This is a genomic window from Actinoallomurus sp. CA-150999, assembly GCF_050942425.1.
Classification (GTDB): Bacteria; Actinomycetota; Actinomycetes; order Streptosporangiales; family Streptosporangiaceae; genus Actinoallomurus.
The window spans coordinates 4,409,523-4,427,469 of record NZ_CP192063.1 but is presented as its reverse complement, the minus strand read 5'-3'; the positions used below and the strand labels follow the sequence as shown (position 1 = coordinate 4,427,469).

At 71.4% G+C, this 17,947-nt stretch carries 12 protein-coding genes; 4 read left to right on the top strand and 8 right to left on the bottom strand.

Going from position 1 to position 17,947, the window contains the following annotated elements; genetic code table 11:
- Positions 1–6: 6 nt before the first annotated feature.
- Entirely contained in the window at positions 7–2,769 is a 2,763-nt protein-coding gene (locus tag ACQP2O_RS20685; RefSeq protein ID WP_433187481.1) for a helix-turn-helix transcriptional regulator, read from the bottom strand.
- Positions 2,770–3,113: 344 nt separating this feature from the next.
- On the opposite strand from ACQP2O_RS20685, the gene ACQP2O_RS20680 reads away from it, so the two are divergent.
- Positions 3,114–3,965, top strand: a complete 852-nt coding sequence (locus tag ACQP2O_RS20680; protein WP_433187478.1) for a sigma-70 family RNA polymerase sigma factor — start codon at positions 3,114–3,116, stop codon at positions 3,963–3,965.
- 204 nt (positions 3,966–4,169) lie between these two features.
- Here the strand turns inward: ACQP2O_RS20680 and ACQP2O_RS20675 are convergent, their stop codons facing one another.
- Complete coding sequence (locus ACQP2O_RS20675) at positions 4,170–5,072, bottom strand: carbamate kinase (RefSeq protein ID WP_433191088.1); 903 nt, start codon at positions 5,070–5,072, stop codon at positions 4,170–4,172.
- 156 nt (positions 5,073–5,228) lie between these two features.
- On the opposite strand from ACQP2O_RS20675, the gene ACQP2O_RS20670 reads away from it, so the two are divergent.
- Entirely contained in the window at positions 5,229–6,419 is a 1,191-nt protein-coding gene (locus ACQP2O_RS20670) for a low temperature requirement protein A (RefSeq protein WP_433187475.1), read from the top strand.
- 42 nt (positions 6,420–6,461) lie between these two features.
- Here the strand turns inward: ACQP2O_RS20670 and ACQP2O_RS20665 are convergent, their stop codons facing one another.
- From ACQP2O_RS20665 to ACQP2O_RS20640, 6 genes are all read right to left on the bottom strand, one after another.
- A complete protein-coding gene (locus ACQP2O_RS20665; protein ID WP_433187473.1) occupies positions 6,462–7,430 on the bottom strand; it encodes an RNA polymerase sigma-70 factor in 969 nt (322 codons plus the stop codon).
- A 130-nt stretch (positions 7,431–7,560) separates the two neighbouring features.
- A complete protein-coding gene (locus ACQP2O_RS20660; protein WP_433187470.1) occupies positions 7,561–8,001 on the bottom strand; it encodes a cupin domain-containing protein in 441 nt (146 codons plus the stop codon).
- A gap of 254 nt (positions 8,002–8,255) precedes the next feature.
- Complete coding sequence (locus ACQP2O_RS20655; RefSeq protein WP_433187467.1) at positions 8,256–11,147, bottom strand: helix-turn-helix transcriptional regulator; 2,892 nt, start codon at positions 11,145–11,147, stop codon at positions 8,256–8,258.
- 173 nt (positions 11,148–11,320) lie between these two features.
- Positions 11,321–12,508: a S53 family peptidase gene (locus ACQP2O_RS20650; RefSeq protein WP_433187464.1), complete on the bottom strand. Its 1,188-nt coding sequence runs from the start codon at positions 12,506–12,508 to the stop codon at positions 11,321–11,323.
- Positions 12,509–12,615: 107 nt separating this feature from the next.
- Positions 12,616–13,848 carry a hypothetical protein gene (locus ACQP2O_RS20645; protein WP_433187461.1) on the bottom strand — a complete coding sequence of 411 codons (1,233 nt, stop codon included), beginning with the start codon at positions 13,846–13,848 and terminating at the stop codon, positions 12,616–12,618.
- Between the two features lie 218 nt (positions 13,849–14,066).
- Positions 14,067–15,215, bottom strand: coding sequence for a PucR family transcriptional regulator (locus ACQP2O_RS20640; protein ID WP_433187458.1), 1,149 nt, complete (start codon positions 15,213–15,215; stop codon positions 14,067–14,069).
- Between the two features lie 120 nt (positions 15,216–15,335).
- On the opposite strand from ACQP2O_RS20640, the gene ACQP2O_RS20635 reads away from it, so the two are divergent.
- Complete coding sequence (locus ACQP2O_RS20635; RefSeq protein WP_433187452.1) at positions 15,336–16,262, top strand: proline dehydrogenase family protein; 927 nt, start codon at positions 15,336–15,338, stop codon at positions 16,260–16,262.
- A 16-nt stretch (positions 16,263–16,278) separates the two neighbouring features.
- Positions 16,279–17,904, top strand: coding sequence for an L-glutamate gamma-semialdehyde dehydrogenase (gene pruA, locus ACQP2O_RS20630; protein WP_433187450.1), 1,626 nt, complete (start codon positions 16,279–16,281; stop codon positions 17,902–17,904).
- Positions 17,905–17,947 lie beyond the last annotated feature (43 nt).

Genomic DNA, 17,947 nt, shown 5'->3' with positions numbered 1-17,947 from the left:
CGCCGGTCAGGCCGTCGGCCCGTGGTGGCCGTTCTCGGGCAGCGCCTGCCGGAGTTGGCGGCGGGAGGTGATGTCGAGCTTGGTGAAGACCTTGGCCAGGTGGTACTCGATGGTGCGCGGGCTGAGGAACAGCTGGGCGGCGATCTCCGGGTTGGACAAGCCCGCCCGGGCCAGGTGGGCGATCTGGGCCTCTTGGGGGGTGAGCTGGTCGTTCGCGGTGGCGACGCGCTTGCGGACGGCCTCGCCGGTGGCCAGCAGCTCGCGGCGGGTCCTCTCGGCGAATGCCTGCATGCCGATCGCGGCGAACATGTCGTGCGCGGTGCGCAGCTGCGCCCGCGCGTCGGCCCGCCGGTTCTCACGGCGCAGCCACTCGCCGTAGAGCAGGTGCGCGCGGGCGAGTTCGGGCCGAAAGCCGGTGCGGCTCAGCCGGTCGACCGCCTCGCGATACCAGCGTTCGGCGTCCTCACCCTCGCTGAGCAGCGCCCGGGAACGCGCGTAGATCCCCTGCCCCCAGTCGGTCCGGCCGACGCTGGTGGCCTCGGCCAGTCGGCCGAGCGCGTCCGCGGCCAGCCGGGTCTGCCCTGTCCTGCCGGCCGCCTCGATCAACTCGGGAAGCGCCCACGTGGAGACCGTCATCTCATGCATCTGCTCCGCGGCTTGCGCCTCGGCCAGCGCTCTGTCGTGGCGGCCGAGCCCGTTGTAGAGAATGGCGGATGCCCACTGCGAAAACTGGATGGTCATACCTTGTTCCGCAGCCCGGGCGGCCGTGATCATCGCCTCGATCAGCGGGGCGGCCTCGGCTTCGTCCCCCCGGAATCCGGCGAGCAGCGCGGCCACGATGGGAGCGTTGGTGCCTGTTGCCGCTGTGATGGCCTCAGCCTCCGCGATCAGCGAGGCGGCTGCGGTGAAATCGCCGCGCCAGGTCGCGAGCATGGCCGACGCGCCCGCCCAGATCGACAGCTGGGCGAGCAGGCCCGCCTCGCGGCAGGACTTGAGCTCGCGGGCCTGAATCGCATGCCAGCACTGCTCGTCCCACAGCAAGGACGCGGCGAACACGGCCACCGGGCTCCATCGCCGACGCTCTGCCGTGGTGATCTCTTCGTCGGCGAAGACCCGCGCTGCCTCTCTCAGCAGGGGTGCCGCCTGGGCGCGTCCCTCGGTGATCATGACGGCCAGCCCGTCCAGCAGCTGATCGGACGGGCTGGGCGCGCCCGCGGCCGGCGGGGCTGACCGGGCGGCGCGGGAGACCTCCCGCAGGTCGCCGGCGCCCGCGAACGGCCCGGCGAACATCGCGGCATACCAGGCGTCCAGGTAGGTCTGGCGCGCGAGCGCGGCGTCCAGCGGCTCCAGTTGCTTGGCCGCCTTCAGCAGCAGCGCCGGAGCGTCGCCGCCCATGCTGGAGGCGAAAGCGAGCTGCCCGCTGGTCAGGGCGGCGCGGGCCTGCTGGAGTTCATCCAGCGGCCCCGCCGCCGCTATGGCGAGCAGCCCGGCCACCAGATCCAGCGCGCCGGCCTGGAGACAGGCCTGCGCGGCCGTGAGGGCGCGCTCGGATCGCGGTGCGGGTGCGCCCGTCAGCTCGACCGCGCGCTGCAAGAACGCCGCCGCCGCGGCCATGCCGCCGCGGGCCTGTGCCCGGCCCGCCGACCGCTCCAGCTCCGCGGCGACCTCCTCATCGGGTCCCGGCGCCGCCGCCGCCAGATGCCACGCCCGCCGATCCGGGTCACGGTCGCGGTCGGTCACCTCGGCCAGCGCCTGGTGCGCCGCGCGCCGCTGCGGCAACGACGCCGCCGAGTACACCGCGGACCGCACCAGCGGATGCCGGAACCGCACCCGCGCGCCGATCTGCAGCAACCCGTCGATCTGAGAGGCCTCCGCGGCCGAGGCCGGGATCCCAAGTCGTCCGGCGGCCCTCCAGACCAGCACCGGGTCGCCGACCGGCTCGGCCGCCGCGACCAGCATCAGCGACCGCGTGTCGGCCGGAAGCGCCTCCAGTCGGCGGCGGAAGACCTGCTCGATCCGTGCCGGGACCTGGACCCCGGCCAGCCCGAACCCGCCCGCCAGCTGCGCCGGGCCAAGCCCGCGCGGCAACTCCAGCAGCGCCAGCGGATTGCCGTTCGTCTCGGCCAGGAGCTGGTCCCGGACCCGCTCATCGAGCTGGAACCCCACCACCGATCGCAACAGCGCCCGGGCATCCTGGTCCGGCAGGCCCCGCACCTCCAGGTCCGCAAGCCCCCGGAACTGCTCGCTCGGCTCCCGCGCGGCGAAGACCAGCCCCACCGGCTCGGCCAGCAGCCGCCGCGCCGCGAACGCCAGCACCTGCGCCGACGCCCGGTCCAGCCAATGCGCGTCATCGACCACGCACAGCAGCGGCCGCTCCTCCGCCATTTTCGACAGCAGGGTCAGCACCGCCAGCCCGACCAGGAACCGGTCCGGCGCGCCCCCCTCCCGCAGGCCGAACGCGACTCCCAGCGCGTCGCGCTGCGGACCCGGCAGGCCCTCCAGCCGGTCCAGCAGCGGCAGGCACAGCAGATGCAGGCTGGCGTACGCCAGCTCCATCTCCGATTCCATCCCCACCGCACGGGCGACCCGCATGTCCGGTGCCGCCCCCACCACATACTCCAGCAGCGCGGACTTGCCGATCCCCGCCTCACCGCGTACCACCAGCACCCGCCCGCGTCCCGACCGCAGATCTGCCAGCAGGCCATCGAGCGCCACGCGCTCTCGATGCCGGTTCAACAGCGCTGGCGCCGACTCAAATCGTGTCCGCATGCCCGTCTCCGCCCGCACTCCAGCACCAGACCGTCTCGGCCGAGATTTCAGCACCATCCGACCGGTGTCAACGGATGGTCCGAAATTTTCGGATCCTGTGACATCGCACAGGTCACAGGCCGTCACCCCGCCCGATGAACGACCGGTTACCGGATTGGAAACAGTGGGATGCGCCTGCCCGACGCGGCGCCCTGCACCGCCTGGCGCAGCCCGGACGGCGTACCCCCTGAGGACATCGCCGGGGACGAGCACCGACTGGGGATCCGTGCTGGGGACTTTCACGGATGCGGGTGCCCCTCAGCGGGAGGGACGCTCCGTGGTGAGCCACCCCGAACGGAGTCCCCATGACCGAGCACACGCTGTCTTTGGAGGACCAGGTCGCATCGGGCCCCGCGCCCGACTTCTCGAACGCCGGGTCATGCGACGATCTGGAAAGCTTCGTCCGTGCGCGCCCGCGTCTGTTCGCGATCGCCCACCAGATCGTCGGCAACGTGCACGAAGCCGAGGACGTCGTGCAGGAGGCCTGGGTCCGCTGGCAGCGCGTGGACCGCACAACGGTGATCAACGTCGAGGCGTTCTTGGTGACCGCGACCACCCGGCTGGCGATCAACCTCGTCCAGTCCGCCCGTCGTCGGCACGAGACCTACGTCGCCCTCGGGCCGAATGAAGAAGCAGCGGCCCCCGGCGCCGACCCGCTCACGGAGATCGAACGACGCGAGACGATCGAGCTGGCCGCCCGACTGCTGGTCGAACATTTTCCACCATCGGAACGGGCCGCCTACGTGCTGCGAGAGGGCTTCGACTACCCGTACCAGCAGATCGCGAGGACTTTGCAGATCCGTCCGGCCAATGCCAGGCAACTGGTGAAGCGCGCCCGGACACGTATCGCGGCCGGCAGGCGCCATGCGTGCGACTCGGCCGCCCATCGGCGTTTCGTGCGCGCGTTCGCGGCGGCGTCGCTCGTCGGCGAACTGACCGGCCTGGAGGCTCTCCTCGTCGCCGACCTCAAGCGAGCCGGCAAGGGGCAGCCGACATGTGGAGTGCGGGGTCCCTGGACCGGGCACTCGATGAAGTACGCCCCGGGTCGAGGGCAGGCCATGTCGATCGGTGGTGCGAGCATGTGCCCGACGGGTTCGGATCAAGACCAAGGGGAAGGGCCGGTGAGCGATGCAGGTCGCACGGCGACACGTGGTTGAAATACTGCGGGCGGCGGGGCTGTCGGAAGTGGCCGAGGAGCTCCACCGGACGCTACCCGACCCCATCGAGTACGAACATGCGGAGCGCGTTCTCGCCCAGCACGGCATCACCAAAGACGAGCTGATCAGCCGTCGGGGAGGGAGCCCGTAACCGGTGACACCAAGGTCTGCGCGCGAGCGGTCGCGCATGTCTCGCTTCGGCGGTTACGGGGAGACTATGGTGCCGGCCGCGCGGTGCAGCAGCGCCACGGCGGCGTCGAGGCGGCCGATCGCCGCCATGCGGCCGGTCGCCTCCACGAACCGGCACGCCGCCTCCACTTTCGGGCCCATCGAGCCGGCCGCGAACGAGCGGGCCCGCAGCTCACCGGGCGTGGCCTGACGGATGGGACGGGCGTCCGGGGTGCCGAAGCCATCGGTCACGGCATCGACGTCGGTCAGCAGCAGCAGGGCATCGGCGTCCACGGCGCGGGCCAGCATGGCCGCGGTCAGGTCCTTGTCCACCACGGCCTCGACGCCGCGCAACGCGCCCGAGGCCTCCCCCACCACGGGGATGCCGCCGCCACCTGCGCACACCACCACCGCGCCGCTGTCCAGCAGCACCCGGATGAGCGGCAATTCCACCAGCTCAAGCGGCTCCGGGGAGGGCACGACCCGGCGCCATGCGGCGCCGTCGCGGCGCACCACCCAGCCGCGCTCGGCGGCCAGATCCAGCGCTTCCTTCTCCTGGTAGACGGGGCCGACGAACTTCGTGGGATCGGCGAAGGCGGGATCGTCCGGGTCGACCTTCGTCTGGCAGACCAGGCATCCGACGGACCTGCCGGGGGCGGCACCGCGCAGCGCCTGGGCGAGCCAGTACCCGATCATCCCCTGGGTCTGCGCGCCGAGTACGTCCAGCGAGTACGGGCGGGTCAGCGCGGGGTCACGCACGCTTTCCAAGGCCAGCATGCCCACCTGCGGCCCGTTGCCGTGGGTCACAACGAGGTCATGCGCTCGGGCGAGCGGTGCGAGCGCCTCCACCGCCTGCTGGATATGCGATTCCTGGATGTCGGCATCGGGCTTCTCGCCCCGCTCCAGCAGCGCGTTGCCGCCGAGCGCCACAACGATCATCAAAGCCGTCTCCTCAGTGCGGCCGACCCGGCCGCACCTCGACCGTACGCCGGGCTCCCGGGTGCCGCCGCGCGGCACCCCGCGCTCGTCACAGACCGGAATGTCGTCCGGTCTTTATCCACGAAGACGAACCTCTCGCGGGACAGGAGCCAGAACGTGCCAACGGCGACCAAGGGGATACGGGTCCGGATGCGTGCGCGGCCGATCGACGAGCCGCACCGCGTCTCCAGTCAGCTGGAGCTGCTGTTCGACCTGACCTTCGTGGTCGCGGTCGCGGCCGTCACCACCCAGCTCGCGCACAGCATCGCCGACGGCCATGGCCTGACTGGGCTCCTCCCGTTCCTTCAGGTCTTCTTCGCGGTGTGGTGGGCCTGGATGAACTTCACCTGGTTCGCCTCGTCGTACGACACCGATGACGTCGCCTACCGGCTGCTGACCATGGTGCAGATGGCCGGTGTGCTGGTCCTCGCCGCCGGCGTGCCCGCCGCGGCCGGCCACGCCGACTACCGGGCCGTCACACTCGGCTACTTCATCATGAGGGTCGGCCTCGTGTCCCAATGGCTGCGGGCCGCCGTCGAAGACCCGGCCGGCCGCCGTACGGCGCTGCGGTACGCCACCGGTATCACGCTTGTGCAGGCGGGCTGGATACTCCGCCTCGTCCTCTCAGCGACCGGCACCCTGCCATCGTCCGCCCAGCTGCCGTTCTTCATCGGCCTGGACGTCCTGGAGCTCATGGTGCCCCGCTGGGCAGAACGGATCACGGCCACCAGCTGGCACCCGCACCACATCGCCGAACGCTACGGCCTATTCACGATCATCCTGCTCGGCGAGAGCCTCCTCCCGGTGAGCGACGGAGTCGCGGGAGCGCTCGAAACAGCCGAGATCAATGGCCGGCTCGTCGTCAGCGCCCTCTCCGGTCTCGTGCTGCTGTTCGCCATCTGGTGGCTCTACTTCCTCGTGCCGGCCGGCGCGGGTCTGGGCGAGCGCCGCCATCGGTCCTACCGATGGGGATACGGCCACTACGGCATCTTCGCGGCCCTCGCGGCCCTCGGCGCCGGCCTCAAGATCGCGGTCGAGCAGACGGGACATGAGCTCAATGCCTCACCCCTCGCCATCTGCTATGCCGTCGCGATCCCGGCCGCGGTGTTCCTGACGTCGCTGTGGCTCGTCCACGCGCCCATCGTGGCCGAGCCCGTGGTCAAGCCCGCTGCGGTTCTCGGCGGCACCGGCGTCATCCTCGTCGTGCCGCTCGCGGCACCGCGGATCGGAGTGGCCACCGTCGTCGCGGCGATCGCGGCCGTCAACGTCCTGATCACCGCCATCACCATCGCCACCCGGAAACGCTGAGCCCCACGTTCACGTCCCCATCGATGGCCTTGTCGACGGCGATCAGTCACGTTCGGAGCCGGGCTCGGGGCTCGGTGGTTCTGGCCGTGCGCGGGAGATTCCCGCGAGTTTGGCCGGGTTCATGACCCACATGATCTGGTCGATGCCCTGGTCTGAAGCGCTGACCGTGAGCAGTGCGATGACGGTGTCATCGCGGGAGATCAGCACGCCGGGTCGTCCGTTCGCCTCGACCCACGCGGTCGCCGTACCAGGCCAGAACCCGACTGCGAGCGCGCCGACGAACTTCACGACACGCGTACGGCCGACCACGGGTATCCGCGCGGCACCGCGTGTTCCTCCGCCGTCGGAGTAGCTGACGACGTCGGCGGCGAACAGCTCCTCCAACGCGGCCAGGTCACCGGTCCGGGCCGCGGCCAGGAAGGTCGTCAGCAGCCTCCGGTGCGCCGAGGAACTCACCGGCCTGCGGCGCCCGGCCGACAGATGCCTGCGCGCACGGCTCACCAACTGGCGGGTGTTCGCCTCACTCAGCTGAAGAATCTCCGCGATCTGACCGTAGGGATAATCGAAAGACTCCCGCAGCACATACGCCGCACGCTCGGTGGGCGACAGCTTCTCCAGCAGAAACAGCACCGCCAACTCCAGCGCCTCACCCCGCTCCGCACCGACCTGCGGATCCGCGCCGGTGTCCACCGGCTCAGGAAGCCACGGACCCACATAAGTTTCCCGCCGCTTACGCGCCGACTGCGCGACATTGATCGCAAGCCGCGTCGTGACCGTCGCCAGGAACGCCCCCGGATCCACCACCGCCGCATGGTCGGTGGTCTGCCACCGCACCCACGCCTCCTGCACCACATCCTCGGCCTCGGCCGAACTACCGAGCACCCGATACGCGATCCCGAACAAACGCGGCCGCAAACCGACGAAGACCGAAGCAGCCTCATCGAACGCGCCCGCCGCCCCCAAGTCCCCCGGCTGCATGACCGCGATCACCTCCCAGCTCCGCGGCTCCACCGTTCGCTCAGCGTATAAAAACCGCTGGTCGCACGGCCCGGCGGCCGTCGGTTAGTGGTGTGGCGGCCAGACGGCGAAGCTCGGGACCTTCAAGGTCCCGGGCTCCGCATCCCCGTACCGAACGCGCGAGTCAGCCTGCGGAGGGACGCGGGGCGCGCAGGTGGGCCCGCTTCTCCAGTTCCTCCTCCTCGACCAGCGTGAGCATCGGCTGGCCCGGCGCGCACAGCATGGTCACGACGAACGTGGACGGCGCGTCCGACAGGGCGTTGCCGTTCTGGTAATGGATCACATCACCGCCCGGCTCGTACAACGTCTCACCGGCCTTGATCACGCGCTCCGGCTCACCTTCGAGCTCGAACCGGATCGCGCCCTCGATCACGTAGCCGAAGCACGGGCCCGAGTGGCGATGCGGAGGAGTCCCGGGGTCACCGGGAGGCCACTCGACGAGGACGGTCATCCCCGAAGCGCCCTCGGGGATGAAGGGCGGCTTGACATCCGCCAGCATTTTGGGCCCGAACTTCTCCTGGCTCTCCTGCCCGGCGATCCCGCCCGCTGAGTCCTTCTCCGACACTGAACACACCTCCGTAGGTCCGCCCGGAACCGACGATCACGCATCGGCCACCGCGCTGTACCGACCTCTCGTACGGCGGTGACCATGTTCGTCCGGGCTCACACTTGCTTTGCAGTGAAGACCGAGTACGGCCCGCATCTGTGACAGGCCGTGCGCCGTACGTGCCTCGCGCAGAGAGTCCGGAGACCGCCCATGCCGGTACGCGACCGCCGCGCACCGGGCGTGGTCTGTCCCGGCGCTACCACCACGGGCCGCTACCGCCCGTCGTTGGACCGGCCGCGCCCCGCGGCGGCGTATCCGGCGAGGTCCATGCGTGAGGACACGCCGAGCTTGCGCTTGGCGGACTTCACCTGGGACCTGATGGTGTTGACCGACTTGAACAGGATCGACGCTATCTCCGTGTCGGTGCGTCCCGCGGCGACCAGTTCGATCACCTCTCGCTCCCGTGGTGACAACTGCTCGCCGTAGCCGGTCCGGCCGCCGCGCCGGCCCGGCCGGCGGGACCGGACGCCGAGGTCGCGCAGCTGGAGGACGATCCGCTCGCCGTCGGCGAACGCCCCCAGCCGGGAGTACTCACGCAGCACGGTGACGAATCGGCCTGCCGCGAGGTCCGGCCGGGCCCGCCGGACCTCGCACCTCGCCGCGCCCTCCTGCGCCCGGAGGGACTCGTACGGACGGGGCAGCGTGTCCCAGGCAGCGGCGGCCTGCTCGAAGAGAGTGGCCGCCGTCGCGAAGTCCGACCTCGCCTCCGCCACCACCGCCTGGCACGAGAGCAGCGACGCGTGGCACGCCGGCGCGTCCTGGCCGACGAGTCCGCCGGCGAGGCATGACACGGCGTCGCTCGCCTCCTCCGGCCGGCCGGCGGCCAGCAGGGTCCGGACGCGGACGGGCACGAGGTCGACGCCCCAGATCCACACCTCGGTCCTGCGCAGCAGCCGGAACGGCCGCTCGGTCGCCTCCAGGGCCTCCTCGACACGGCCCTCGACCAGGGCGGCCTCGGCGAGCGCCGCCGAGGCCTCCATGACGAGTTCCGGTACGAACTGGCCCGACGGGTGGGCCAGCACGGATCGCAGAATGTCGCGGGCCTCCCGTGTCCGGCCCTCGGCGGTGAGCAGCCGGCTGATCACCAGGTCGGCCTCCAGCCGCCGGCCCGCCTGCAGGGACTCACACGCGGAGAGATCGCGAAGACGGTCCGCGAGCCCCGCCCACCGTCCCCGGAAGTAGTCGAGATGCCCGTGGATGACCGCGAGACCCATCTGCAGATGCGGGTACTCGTACGTGCGCGCGAGGTCGAGCGCCGCCGACAGGTACGTCTCCGCCTGCTCGTGCCGTCCCCAGATCATGGCGCAGCAGCCGACATTGGCCAGGCCCCGTGCCGCCAGCAGCCGGTCCGACACGTCCACGTCGCGCATCGGGATCTTCGCGGCCTCGGCCCAGCCGTCCGCCGATCCGAACCGGAGCAGGACCGTCGTGAGGTCGACGACCAGGACCAGTCCCCCGTGGGAGTTGCGGCGTGCCACCGGTCGCGCGGCCCGCCGCAGCCAGTCTCGTCGTGTCCCAGGCGACCAGTTCGACCACGAGAGGTGAACCAGACTGATCATCGCTTCCCCGGCGAGGGAGGGGTCTTCGGCGAGCAGCGGGATCGCCCGCTCCGTCTCCTCGCGTGCGCCGGCGACGTCATCCGCGTACATGAGAACGCGTGCCCGGTGCCACCGCGCCTTTCCCTCCTCGAGGGCGGCGAGTTCGCCACGGTCGGCCGCCGCGCGCAGGACCTCGGCGAGCCGCTCGTAGTCGCTGGCACGGTTCAGCGCCGGCAGCGGGATCTTCGCCGCGAGCCGCGTCAGCGCTCGCGGAGACTGCTCGGTCCTGGTGACGAGTTCGAACAGGACGTCCTTGGCTGTGACGTCGTCTCCCTGGGCCAGCGCGAGGTCGGCGATCCGCTCGGCGTACCGGGCCCAGCCGGCGGTGTCTCCGGCCTCCTTCAGATGCCGCGCCAGGCGTCCGATCGGCGGCTGCGCCGACTCGGCCAGCGCCGCCGCGACACGTTCGTGGAGCAGGGGCCGCAGCAGCGGGGAGATCTGTTCGTCGACGGCGTCGAGCACGAGGGCGTGCCGGAACGAAAGGGCGCGGTCCGGACCGACCACCAGGAGATTCGCGGCCGTCGCCTCGGAGAGCGCCGCGCGGGCCGTCTCGAATCCGAGGTCGGTGACCCGTGCGACCAGCGCCTCCTCCGTCGGCACGGCGACAATGGCGAGTGCCTGGACGGCGAGGACGGCGGCGTCCGATATCCCGTCCAGCCGAGCCAGCACGGAGTCGCGCAGGCTCGGCGGTGGCGCGAGTGCTCGTACGCGTGCGGCGGTCCACTCACCGGCGAAGCCGGCCGCGCCCGCCCGGTCGTACAGCGTCTGCACCATCTCCTCGATCAGCAGTGGCACCCCCTGAGTACGCGAGTGCAGGTGGACGGCCAGCGAGCGGGGCACGTCGCGGCGTCGGAGCATGGACGTGATGAACTCGTCGGTGGCGCCGGCGTCGAGCGGTCCGAGGCGCAACCGGTATCCGCCGCCGCCCGCCGCGATCCGGGAGAGCCGGGCCGCCAGGTCGCGATCGGGTATCTCGTCCGGACGCCAGCCCACCACGACGCCGATCCCGGGATCGTCCATCGTCGCGAGATGGATCAGGAAGTCGAACGTCGTCTCGTCCGCCCAGTGCAGGTCGTCGACGACGACGGTCGTGAGATCCAGGCGCAGAAGGAGGTCGGCGAGTGCCCGGAACAGCCGGTGGCGGTCCATGGCGCTGTGCTCCGCCGGACCCGGCGCGGGCGGCAGCCGGTCGCCCCATTCAGGGAAAAGGGGACGCAGTGCCCCCGAGAGAGCCCCCAGGGCGACGCCGTCGATGCCTCGCCGGCTGATCCCCTCCACGAGCGCGCCCAGCGTGAACGGAGTATGTACGGGCGGGCACCTGGTGCACAGCACTCGGCCGGCGTCCACGTCGGGTGCGTTCAACGCCTCGGTGATCAGCCGGGTCTTGCCGATCCCCGCGTCCCCTTCGATGATGACCACCCGCCGGTCCGCTCGCCTGAGGGCCGCCACGAGCCGACCGAGTTCCTCGCCTCGTCCGACCAGGACGGGAGAGTCCAGTAGTTCCAAGGCGTGCTCCCGAGCGCTTCCGCCGACCAGGGATTCGAGATCATCTTCGCTCCTCACCCCTCGTCTGGCCATAGCCCGGGACTTCGATCAGCGCGGACGGCGACCCCGGCACCGGGGTCGCCGTCCGCGCCGCCGGTGAGCCCGCCACCGGCCGCACTGCGCGCGACGCCGTGTTAGAACGCCGCCTCGCCGATGGGCGAGCCCATGCCCGTCGGTCCGTCGTAACCCGCCGTTCCGGCGCACAGGTAGGGCGAGGAGCAGGTGCCGTTCATGCCGGACGTGATGTCGTACAGCGAACCCTTGGGCGCCGAGTACAGCCGCTTGGCGGGCGTGCCCGAGGTGTGGCCGGTCCGGCCGTAGATCCCGGCGATGATCGGCGCGCTGACACTCGTCCCGCCGACGACGAGCCAGCCGGCCGACTGGAAGCCGTCGTAGACGGCGACACCGGTGTCGGGGTCGGCGACCGCGGACACGTCCGCGACCGTACGGTGCGTGCAGCCCTTGTCCCGCTGCCACTTCGGCTTCGCGACGAAGCGGGAGCATCCGCTGCCGGCATCGGTCCATACGGTCTCGGACCGGCGGGTGCCCGATGCCGTCAGGTCGAGCCGGGTACCGCCCACGGCCACCACGGAGCCGAACGCCGCGGGGACCGAGACGCCGTAACCCGAGTCACCGCTGCTGGCGGTGATCGCGACACCGGGGTGCTCGTAGTACTTGGACTGGATGCCGGCTTCGTCCGCGGACTCGGATCCCCCGTAGGAGTTGGAGACGACCTTGGCGCCCAGCCGCACCGCCGTGTTGACGGCCTTGCCCAGGTCGTCGAAGGTGGGCGAGTTCGCGGCGACGTAGAGGATGCGGCACTGCGGGCAGGCGGCGGAGACCATCTCCAGGTCGAGCATCTCCTCCGTTCCCCATCCGGCGTCCGCTCCGGGCAGGTCGGTTCCGCCGTCCTCGTTGACCTGCGTCAGGTCGGCGCGGCTCAGTCCGAACCGGCTGCGATAGGTGTTGAGGGACTCCAGCGCGGTCGGGTTGGCGTAGGCGTCGACGACCGCGACGAGGGTGTTCGCGGACGAACCCGTGAGGCCGTACGCGGTCTGCAACTGGCCGGGTGTGTACCCGTCGGCGTAGTCGCCGGTGGTGAACCGGTGCATTTTGAGGTCTGTCACTACCTCGGCAAGGCAGCTCGCCCGGTGGGCGCTGGGAGCCTTGCACAGCGCGACGCTGCGGTGAGCCTTGCCGAGAATACGGTGCTCACCACCGGCGCTCTGGGCTGAAGCGGGGGCTGCGGTCGCTCCGATGGACGCGACGGCGGAGACAGCGGCGAGGATCCGCGCGGCCCGGCGGGGGAATCGGGGAAACATTGCACTCCTGTCCGTGCTTTCGGGGGCGAACCGGTCGCCGACGCCGCGCCGGCGGGGAGCGGAGCGGAGCGACCGGGAACTGAGGAGGCGGTGCGGTGGCGTGGCGATCAGCGATCGCGGTAGATGAAGGCCGTGCCCGAATCGAACGATGACGACGTGTACGGAGCCGCGATCAGCGCGGTGTGCCCGTCCGCGGAGACGGAGAGGGAGCTGCCGGCCCCTCCGGTCGGTCCGACGAACTCCGACGGCACGAGCGTCGCCTTCTGCGTGTAGCCGGAGCCGCCGCGTACGAAGATCGCCGCGGCGCCTGAGAGGCCGTTGCGGGGCGGCAGGCCGACGCCGACGACCGTTCCGTCACCGGAGACGCTCACCGAGTAGGCGTCCGAGGGGTATGTGGGCAGTCCGCCCGGAACCAGCTCCGCGGTCTGCGACCACTTCTGCGACCTGCCGAAGGTGTAGGCGACACCCGTCTTGTGGTAAGGCGCACCGGCCGCGACGACGTCGCCGCTCCCGGAGAGCGCCACGCTCTCGCCCAGCCGTTCCCCGGCGGCACCGTCGGACGCGGCGAGTTCCGCCTCCTGAACCCATGCGCCGTTCTTCACGGCGAAGGTGTAGACCGCGCCCTTCTCTCCGTTCTTGCCGCGGGCACCGACGGCGATTTTCGTGCCGTTCTTCGACACGGCCACGGCGTTTCCGAACTGGTCGCGAGCGACCGCATCGGTGGCCGTCAGCTCACGGGGATTCGACCAGCCGCCGCCGGTCCTGGTGAAGACGTACGCGGAGCCCTCGAACCCGTTGTGGAAATTGTTGCCGGCGACCAGGGTCGAGCCGTCGCCGGACAACGCGACCGACTCCCCGAAGTCGTCGAATTTGTCCGCGTTGGGCGCCGTGAGCACGGTGGACTGTCGCCACTTCGCACCAGACTTGCCGAAGACGTACACCTTGCCGCCGGCGCGCATGGGAGCCGCGGCCGCGATGGTCCTTCCGTCGCCGGACACGGCCACCGCGAATCCGACTTCCTCGTAATCCGTAGCGGGCGCGAGCACGGCGGACTGCCGCCACGTGGATCCGGCCTTCTCGAAGACGTAGGCGACACCGTAGTAGCCTTTCGCGCTCGGCGTGCCGAGCACGGCCGTGGAGCCGTCGGCCGACAGCGCGGTCGAGTAACCGAGCGTCTGACCGGGGGTCTTGTCCTCGGGGGTGAGGATGCCGCGGTAAACGCTGCGGTTCCAGAGCGTCGACGCCTTGGCCCCGGCCGCCGCGGCCGGCGGAGGTGTGGCGGTTCCGGCGTGGGCTACGCCGCCGAAACCCAGCGTCATCACCGCGCTGATCGCGAGCACGGCGGTACGGTGTACCGGTCTTGTTCGCATTGCACATGACCCTTCGTCTCGGGGATGCGCCGCAAGCTTCGCAGCGCCCACCGCGCCGTGGGACACGGCCGCCGGGTGAATGATCAGGCGATCAGGGGTGAATTAATTACCTGCCCGACGACCGGTCCGGTCTCGTCGTGGACAGGACTTTCGGCCCCGCAGCCGACACCGGGACGCGGGGACGGCCATCAGGCGCTGGTCGGGCCTTCGGGCGTGGTGGCCAGGCGGAAGGTCTTGATGGCCAGGTGCAGCAGGAGGCGGTCTGCTCCGGAGTCCAGGTCGAGGCCGGTCAGTGCCTTGATCCTCGACAGCCGGTAGTACAGGGTCTGCCGGTGCACCGACAGGGCCTCGGCGGTGCGCTGGGCATGACCGGCGTGGTCCAGGTAGGTCTCGACCGTACGCAGGAGGTCGGCGCGTGCGGGGTCCAGGAGCGGGAGCAGGGCCGGGTCGGCGGGCGGCGCCGCGGGTGTCGCCATCGGAGGCGCGGCGATCAGCCGGTAGGCGCCCAGCTCGTCCCATCGGGCCACCGGTCCCAGCCGGGGTTCGGCGCGCGCCGCCCGTGCGGCCAGCCGGGCCTCCCGCCATGAGTGAGGCACGTCGAGCAGGTCCGTCCTGGCGCCGCCCACGCCCGCGACCGTCCGAGGGGAGCCGGTGACCGAATCGAGCAGTCCGGCGGCGATCGCCGCAGCGGGAGCGGCGTCGGCGGGGTCCGGCAGCGGCACGAGAAGCGCCAGGCCACCCGTACTCCGATGGGCCAGCACGCCGTGCGGGAGCCGGGCGGGAGCGAATCGCGGGGCGGGGCTCACCCAGACGACGATGACGGACGCGGACGCCGATGCCGGATGCTGCAGCGCGCCCAGGGTCCGGGCGGCCTCGGCGCGGTCGGCGGCCGAGCTCGACAGCAGTTGCTCGAATGCCCGCGGCGCCGCCTCGCCCTGCCAGGTGTCGGCGGCCAGCAGCCGTCCGGCCCGGGTCGCCAGGGTCATCACCCGGGTCATCCGGGGATCGGCGGGGTCGATGGTGCCGTCGTCCAGCAGCCACAGGTAGCCGTAGACGGCGCCCTCGTACCGGGCGGGCAGGCACAGCCGGGCGCGGATCCCCGCCGCGGGGTCGGCGGGGGTTCGGGTCGGACCGGTCGCGTGGGCGATCCCGAAGCCCTCGAACCAGGCGCGTACCTCCGGAGAGGAGCGGCGGCGCAGGATCGAGCGGGTGCGTACCGGGTCGAGGTCGTCGTCGTGGGAGCTGAAGGCGATGAGCGTGAACTCCCGGTCCTCCAGGGTCACCGGCGCTTGGAGAAGCGCCGACACCTCGTCCACCAGGCTCTGGTAGTCACTCATTTCATACAAATGTACAAGGCGAGGTCACCAGGGTCGTGACCGCTGTCGATGGCGGCCGCACCGCCCGGCTCGTACCTTCGAGGACATCGAAGATCCCCTGCTTGACCTGGGAGATTGCCAGTGCTCGGCCCTGTCTTGCTCGCCGCCTCGCGCAGTGACCGGATACACCGGCTCGTCAGCCGGACCCCCGTGACCCGGCCCGTCGTCGACCGTTTCATCGCCGGGGACACGCTGCCCGAGGCGCTGAAGGCCGTCGACGCGCTCGCCGCCCGCGGCATCGAGGTCACCCTCGACCACCTGGGCGAGGACATCACCGACGCCGACCAGGCCCGCCGCAACCGTGACGCCTACCTCACGCTGCTGGAAGCGCTCGGCCCCAAGGGGCTGGGCGGGCGCGCCGAGGTCTCGGTGAAGCTGTCGGCGTTCGGCCAGAGCCTGCCCGGCGGCCACGACCTCGCCCTGGCGGGCGCCCGCCGGGTCTGCGAGGCCGCCGCGGCGATCGGCACCACCGTCACGCTCGACATGGAGGACCACACCACCGTCGACTCCACCCTGGCGATCCTCACCGAGCTGCGCCGCGACTTCCCGCGGACGGGCGCCGTCCTGCAGGCGTACCTGCTGCGCACCGAGGACGACGTACGGGGACTGGCCGTCGAAGGGTCGCGGGTGCGCCTGGTCAAGGGCGCCTACAAGGAACCCGCCTCCGTGGCCTACCAGAGCAAACGGGACGTGGACCTGGCCTACGCGCGCTGCCTGCGGATCCTCATGGCCGGAGACGGCTACCCGATGATCGGCTCGCACGACCCCCGGGTGATCGAACTGGCCGTCCGGCTCGCCGAGAGGTACGGCCGCTCCCCCGGCGGCTACGAGTTCCAGATGCTCTACGGCATCCGCGACGCCGAGCAGCGCCGGCTGGCCGCCGGGGGACAACGGATCCGCGCGTACGTTCCGTACGGCGCCGACTGGTACGGCTACTTCATGCGCCGCCTGGCCGAGCGGCCGGCGAACCTCGCCTTCTTCCTGCGCTCGTTCACCACTCGCCACTGACCCCGAGGAGGTTCCCATGGACGCCATCACCCGCGTGCCCGCACCGGCCAACGAGCCGGTGCACGACTACCGGCCCGGCAGCCCCGAGCGCGCCCGGCTGGAGGCCGAGCTGGCCGCGCTGTCGGCCGGCGGCACCGAGCTGACCTGCACGATCGACGGCCAGGAGCGGATGGGCGGCGGCGAGCGGATCCCGGTCGTCCAGCCGCACAGTCACCGGGAGGTGCTGGGCACCACCGCCAACGCCGACCACGCCGACGCGCGGGCCGCCCTGGACGCCGCCCACCGCGCGGCCCCCGGCTGGCGGGCCCTCGGCTTCGACGACCGGGCGGCGATCCTGCTGCGCGCCGCCGACCTGCTGTCGGGGCCCTGGCGGGAGACGATCGCCGCCGCCACCATGCTGGGCCAGTCCAAGACCGCCCAGCAGGCCGAGATCGACGCACCCTGCGAGCTGGCCGACTTCTGGCGGTTCAATGTGCGGTTCGCCCGCGAGATCCTGGCCGAGCAGCCCGTCTCGTCGCCCGGCGTGTGGAACCGCGCCGACCACCGGCCCCTGGAGGGCTTCGTCTACGCGGTCACCCCGTTCAACTTCACCGCGATCGCCGCGAACCTGCCGACCGCGCCCGCCCTCATGGGCAACACGGTGATCTGGAAGCCGTCACCCACCCAGCAGTTCGCCGCGCACTTCACCATGCGGCTGCTGGAGGAGGCCGGGCTGCCGCCCGGCGTGATCAACATGGTCACCGGGGACGGCCGCGCCGTATCCGACGTCGTGCTCGCCGACCCCGACCTGGCGGGCGTGCACTTCACCGGCTCGACCGCGACCTTCCAGCACCTGTGGCGCACCGTCGGGGAGAACCTCACCGGCTACCGCTCCTACCCGCGCCTGGTCGGCGAGACCGGCGGCAAGGACTTCATCGTCGCGCACTCCTCGGCGGACCCGGCGTCGCTGGTCACCGCGATGATCCGCGGCGCGTTCGAGTACCAGGGGCAGAAGTGCTCGGCCGCCTCCCGCGCCTACGTGCCGCGATCCCTGTGGGGGCGGATCAAGGACGAACTGGTCGCCGAGACCGAGGCGCTGACCATGGGGGACGTGCGCGACCTGCGCAACTTCGGCGGTGCGGTGATCGACGACAGGTCCTTCGGCCGGCTCCGGGACGTCCTGGAGCGCGCCGCCAAGGATCCGGCCATCGACGTCCTGGCGGGCGGCGCCTGCGATGACGGTGAGGGCTACTTCGTCCGCCCGACGGTCCTGGCCTGCGACGAGCCGGGGCACGAGGTGTTCCGCAGCGAGTTCTTCGGCCCCATCCTGGCCGTCCACGTCTACGACGACGCCGACTACGAGCCGATGCTCGCCCAGATGGAGTCGGTCAGCCCGTACGCGCTGACCGGAGCGATCTTCGCCCGTGACCGGGCCGCCATCGCCCGCGCCACCGAGGTGCTGCGGTTCGCCGCCGGCAACTTCTACATCAACGACAAGCCCACCGGCGCGGTCGTCGGCCAGCAGCCCTTCGGCGGTGGACGCGCCTCGGGCACCAACGACAAGGCCGGCTCCGCCCAGAACCTCCTGCGCTGGACGTCCACCCGGACCATCAAGGAGACCTTCGTCCCGCCGACCGGCCACCGCTACCCGCACATGGGCTGACCGCCCCATCAGCCACAGGTCCCGCACAAAGGCGTGCGGGGCC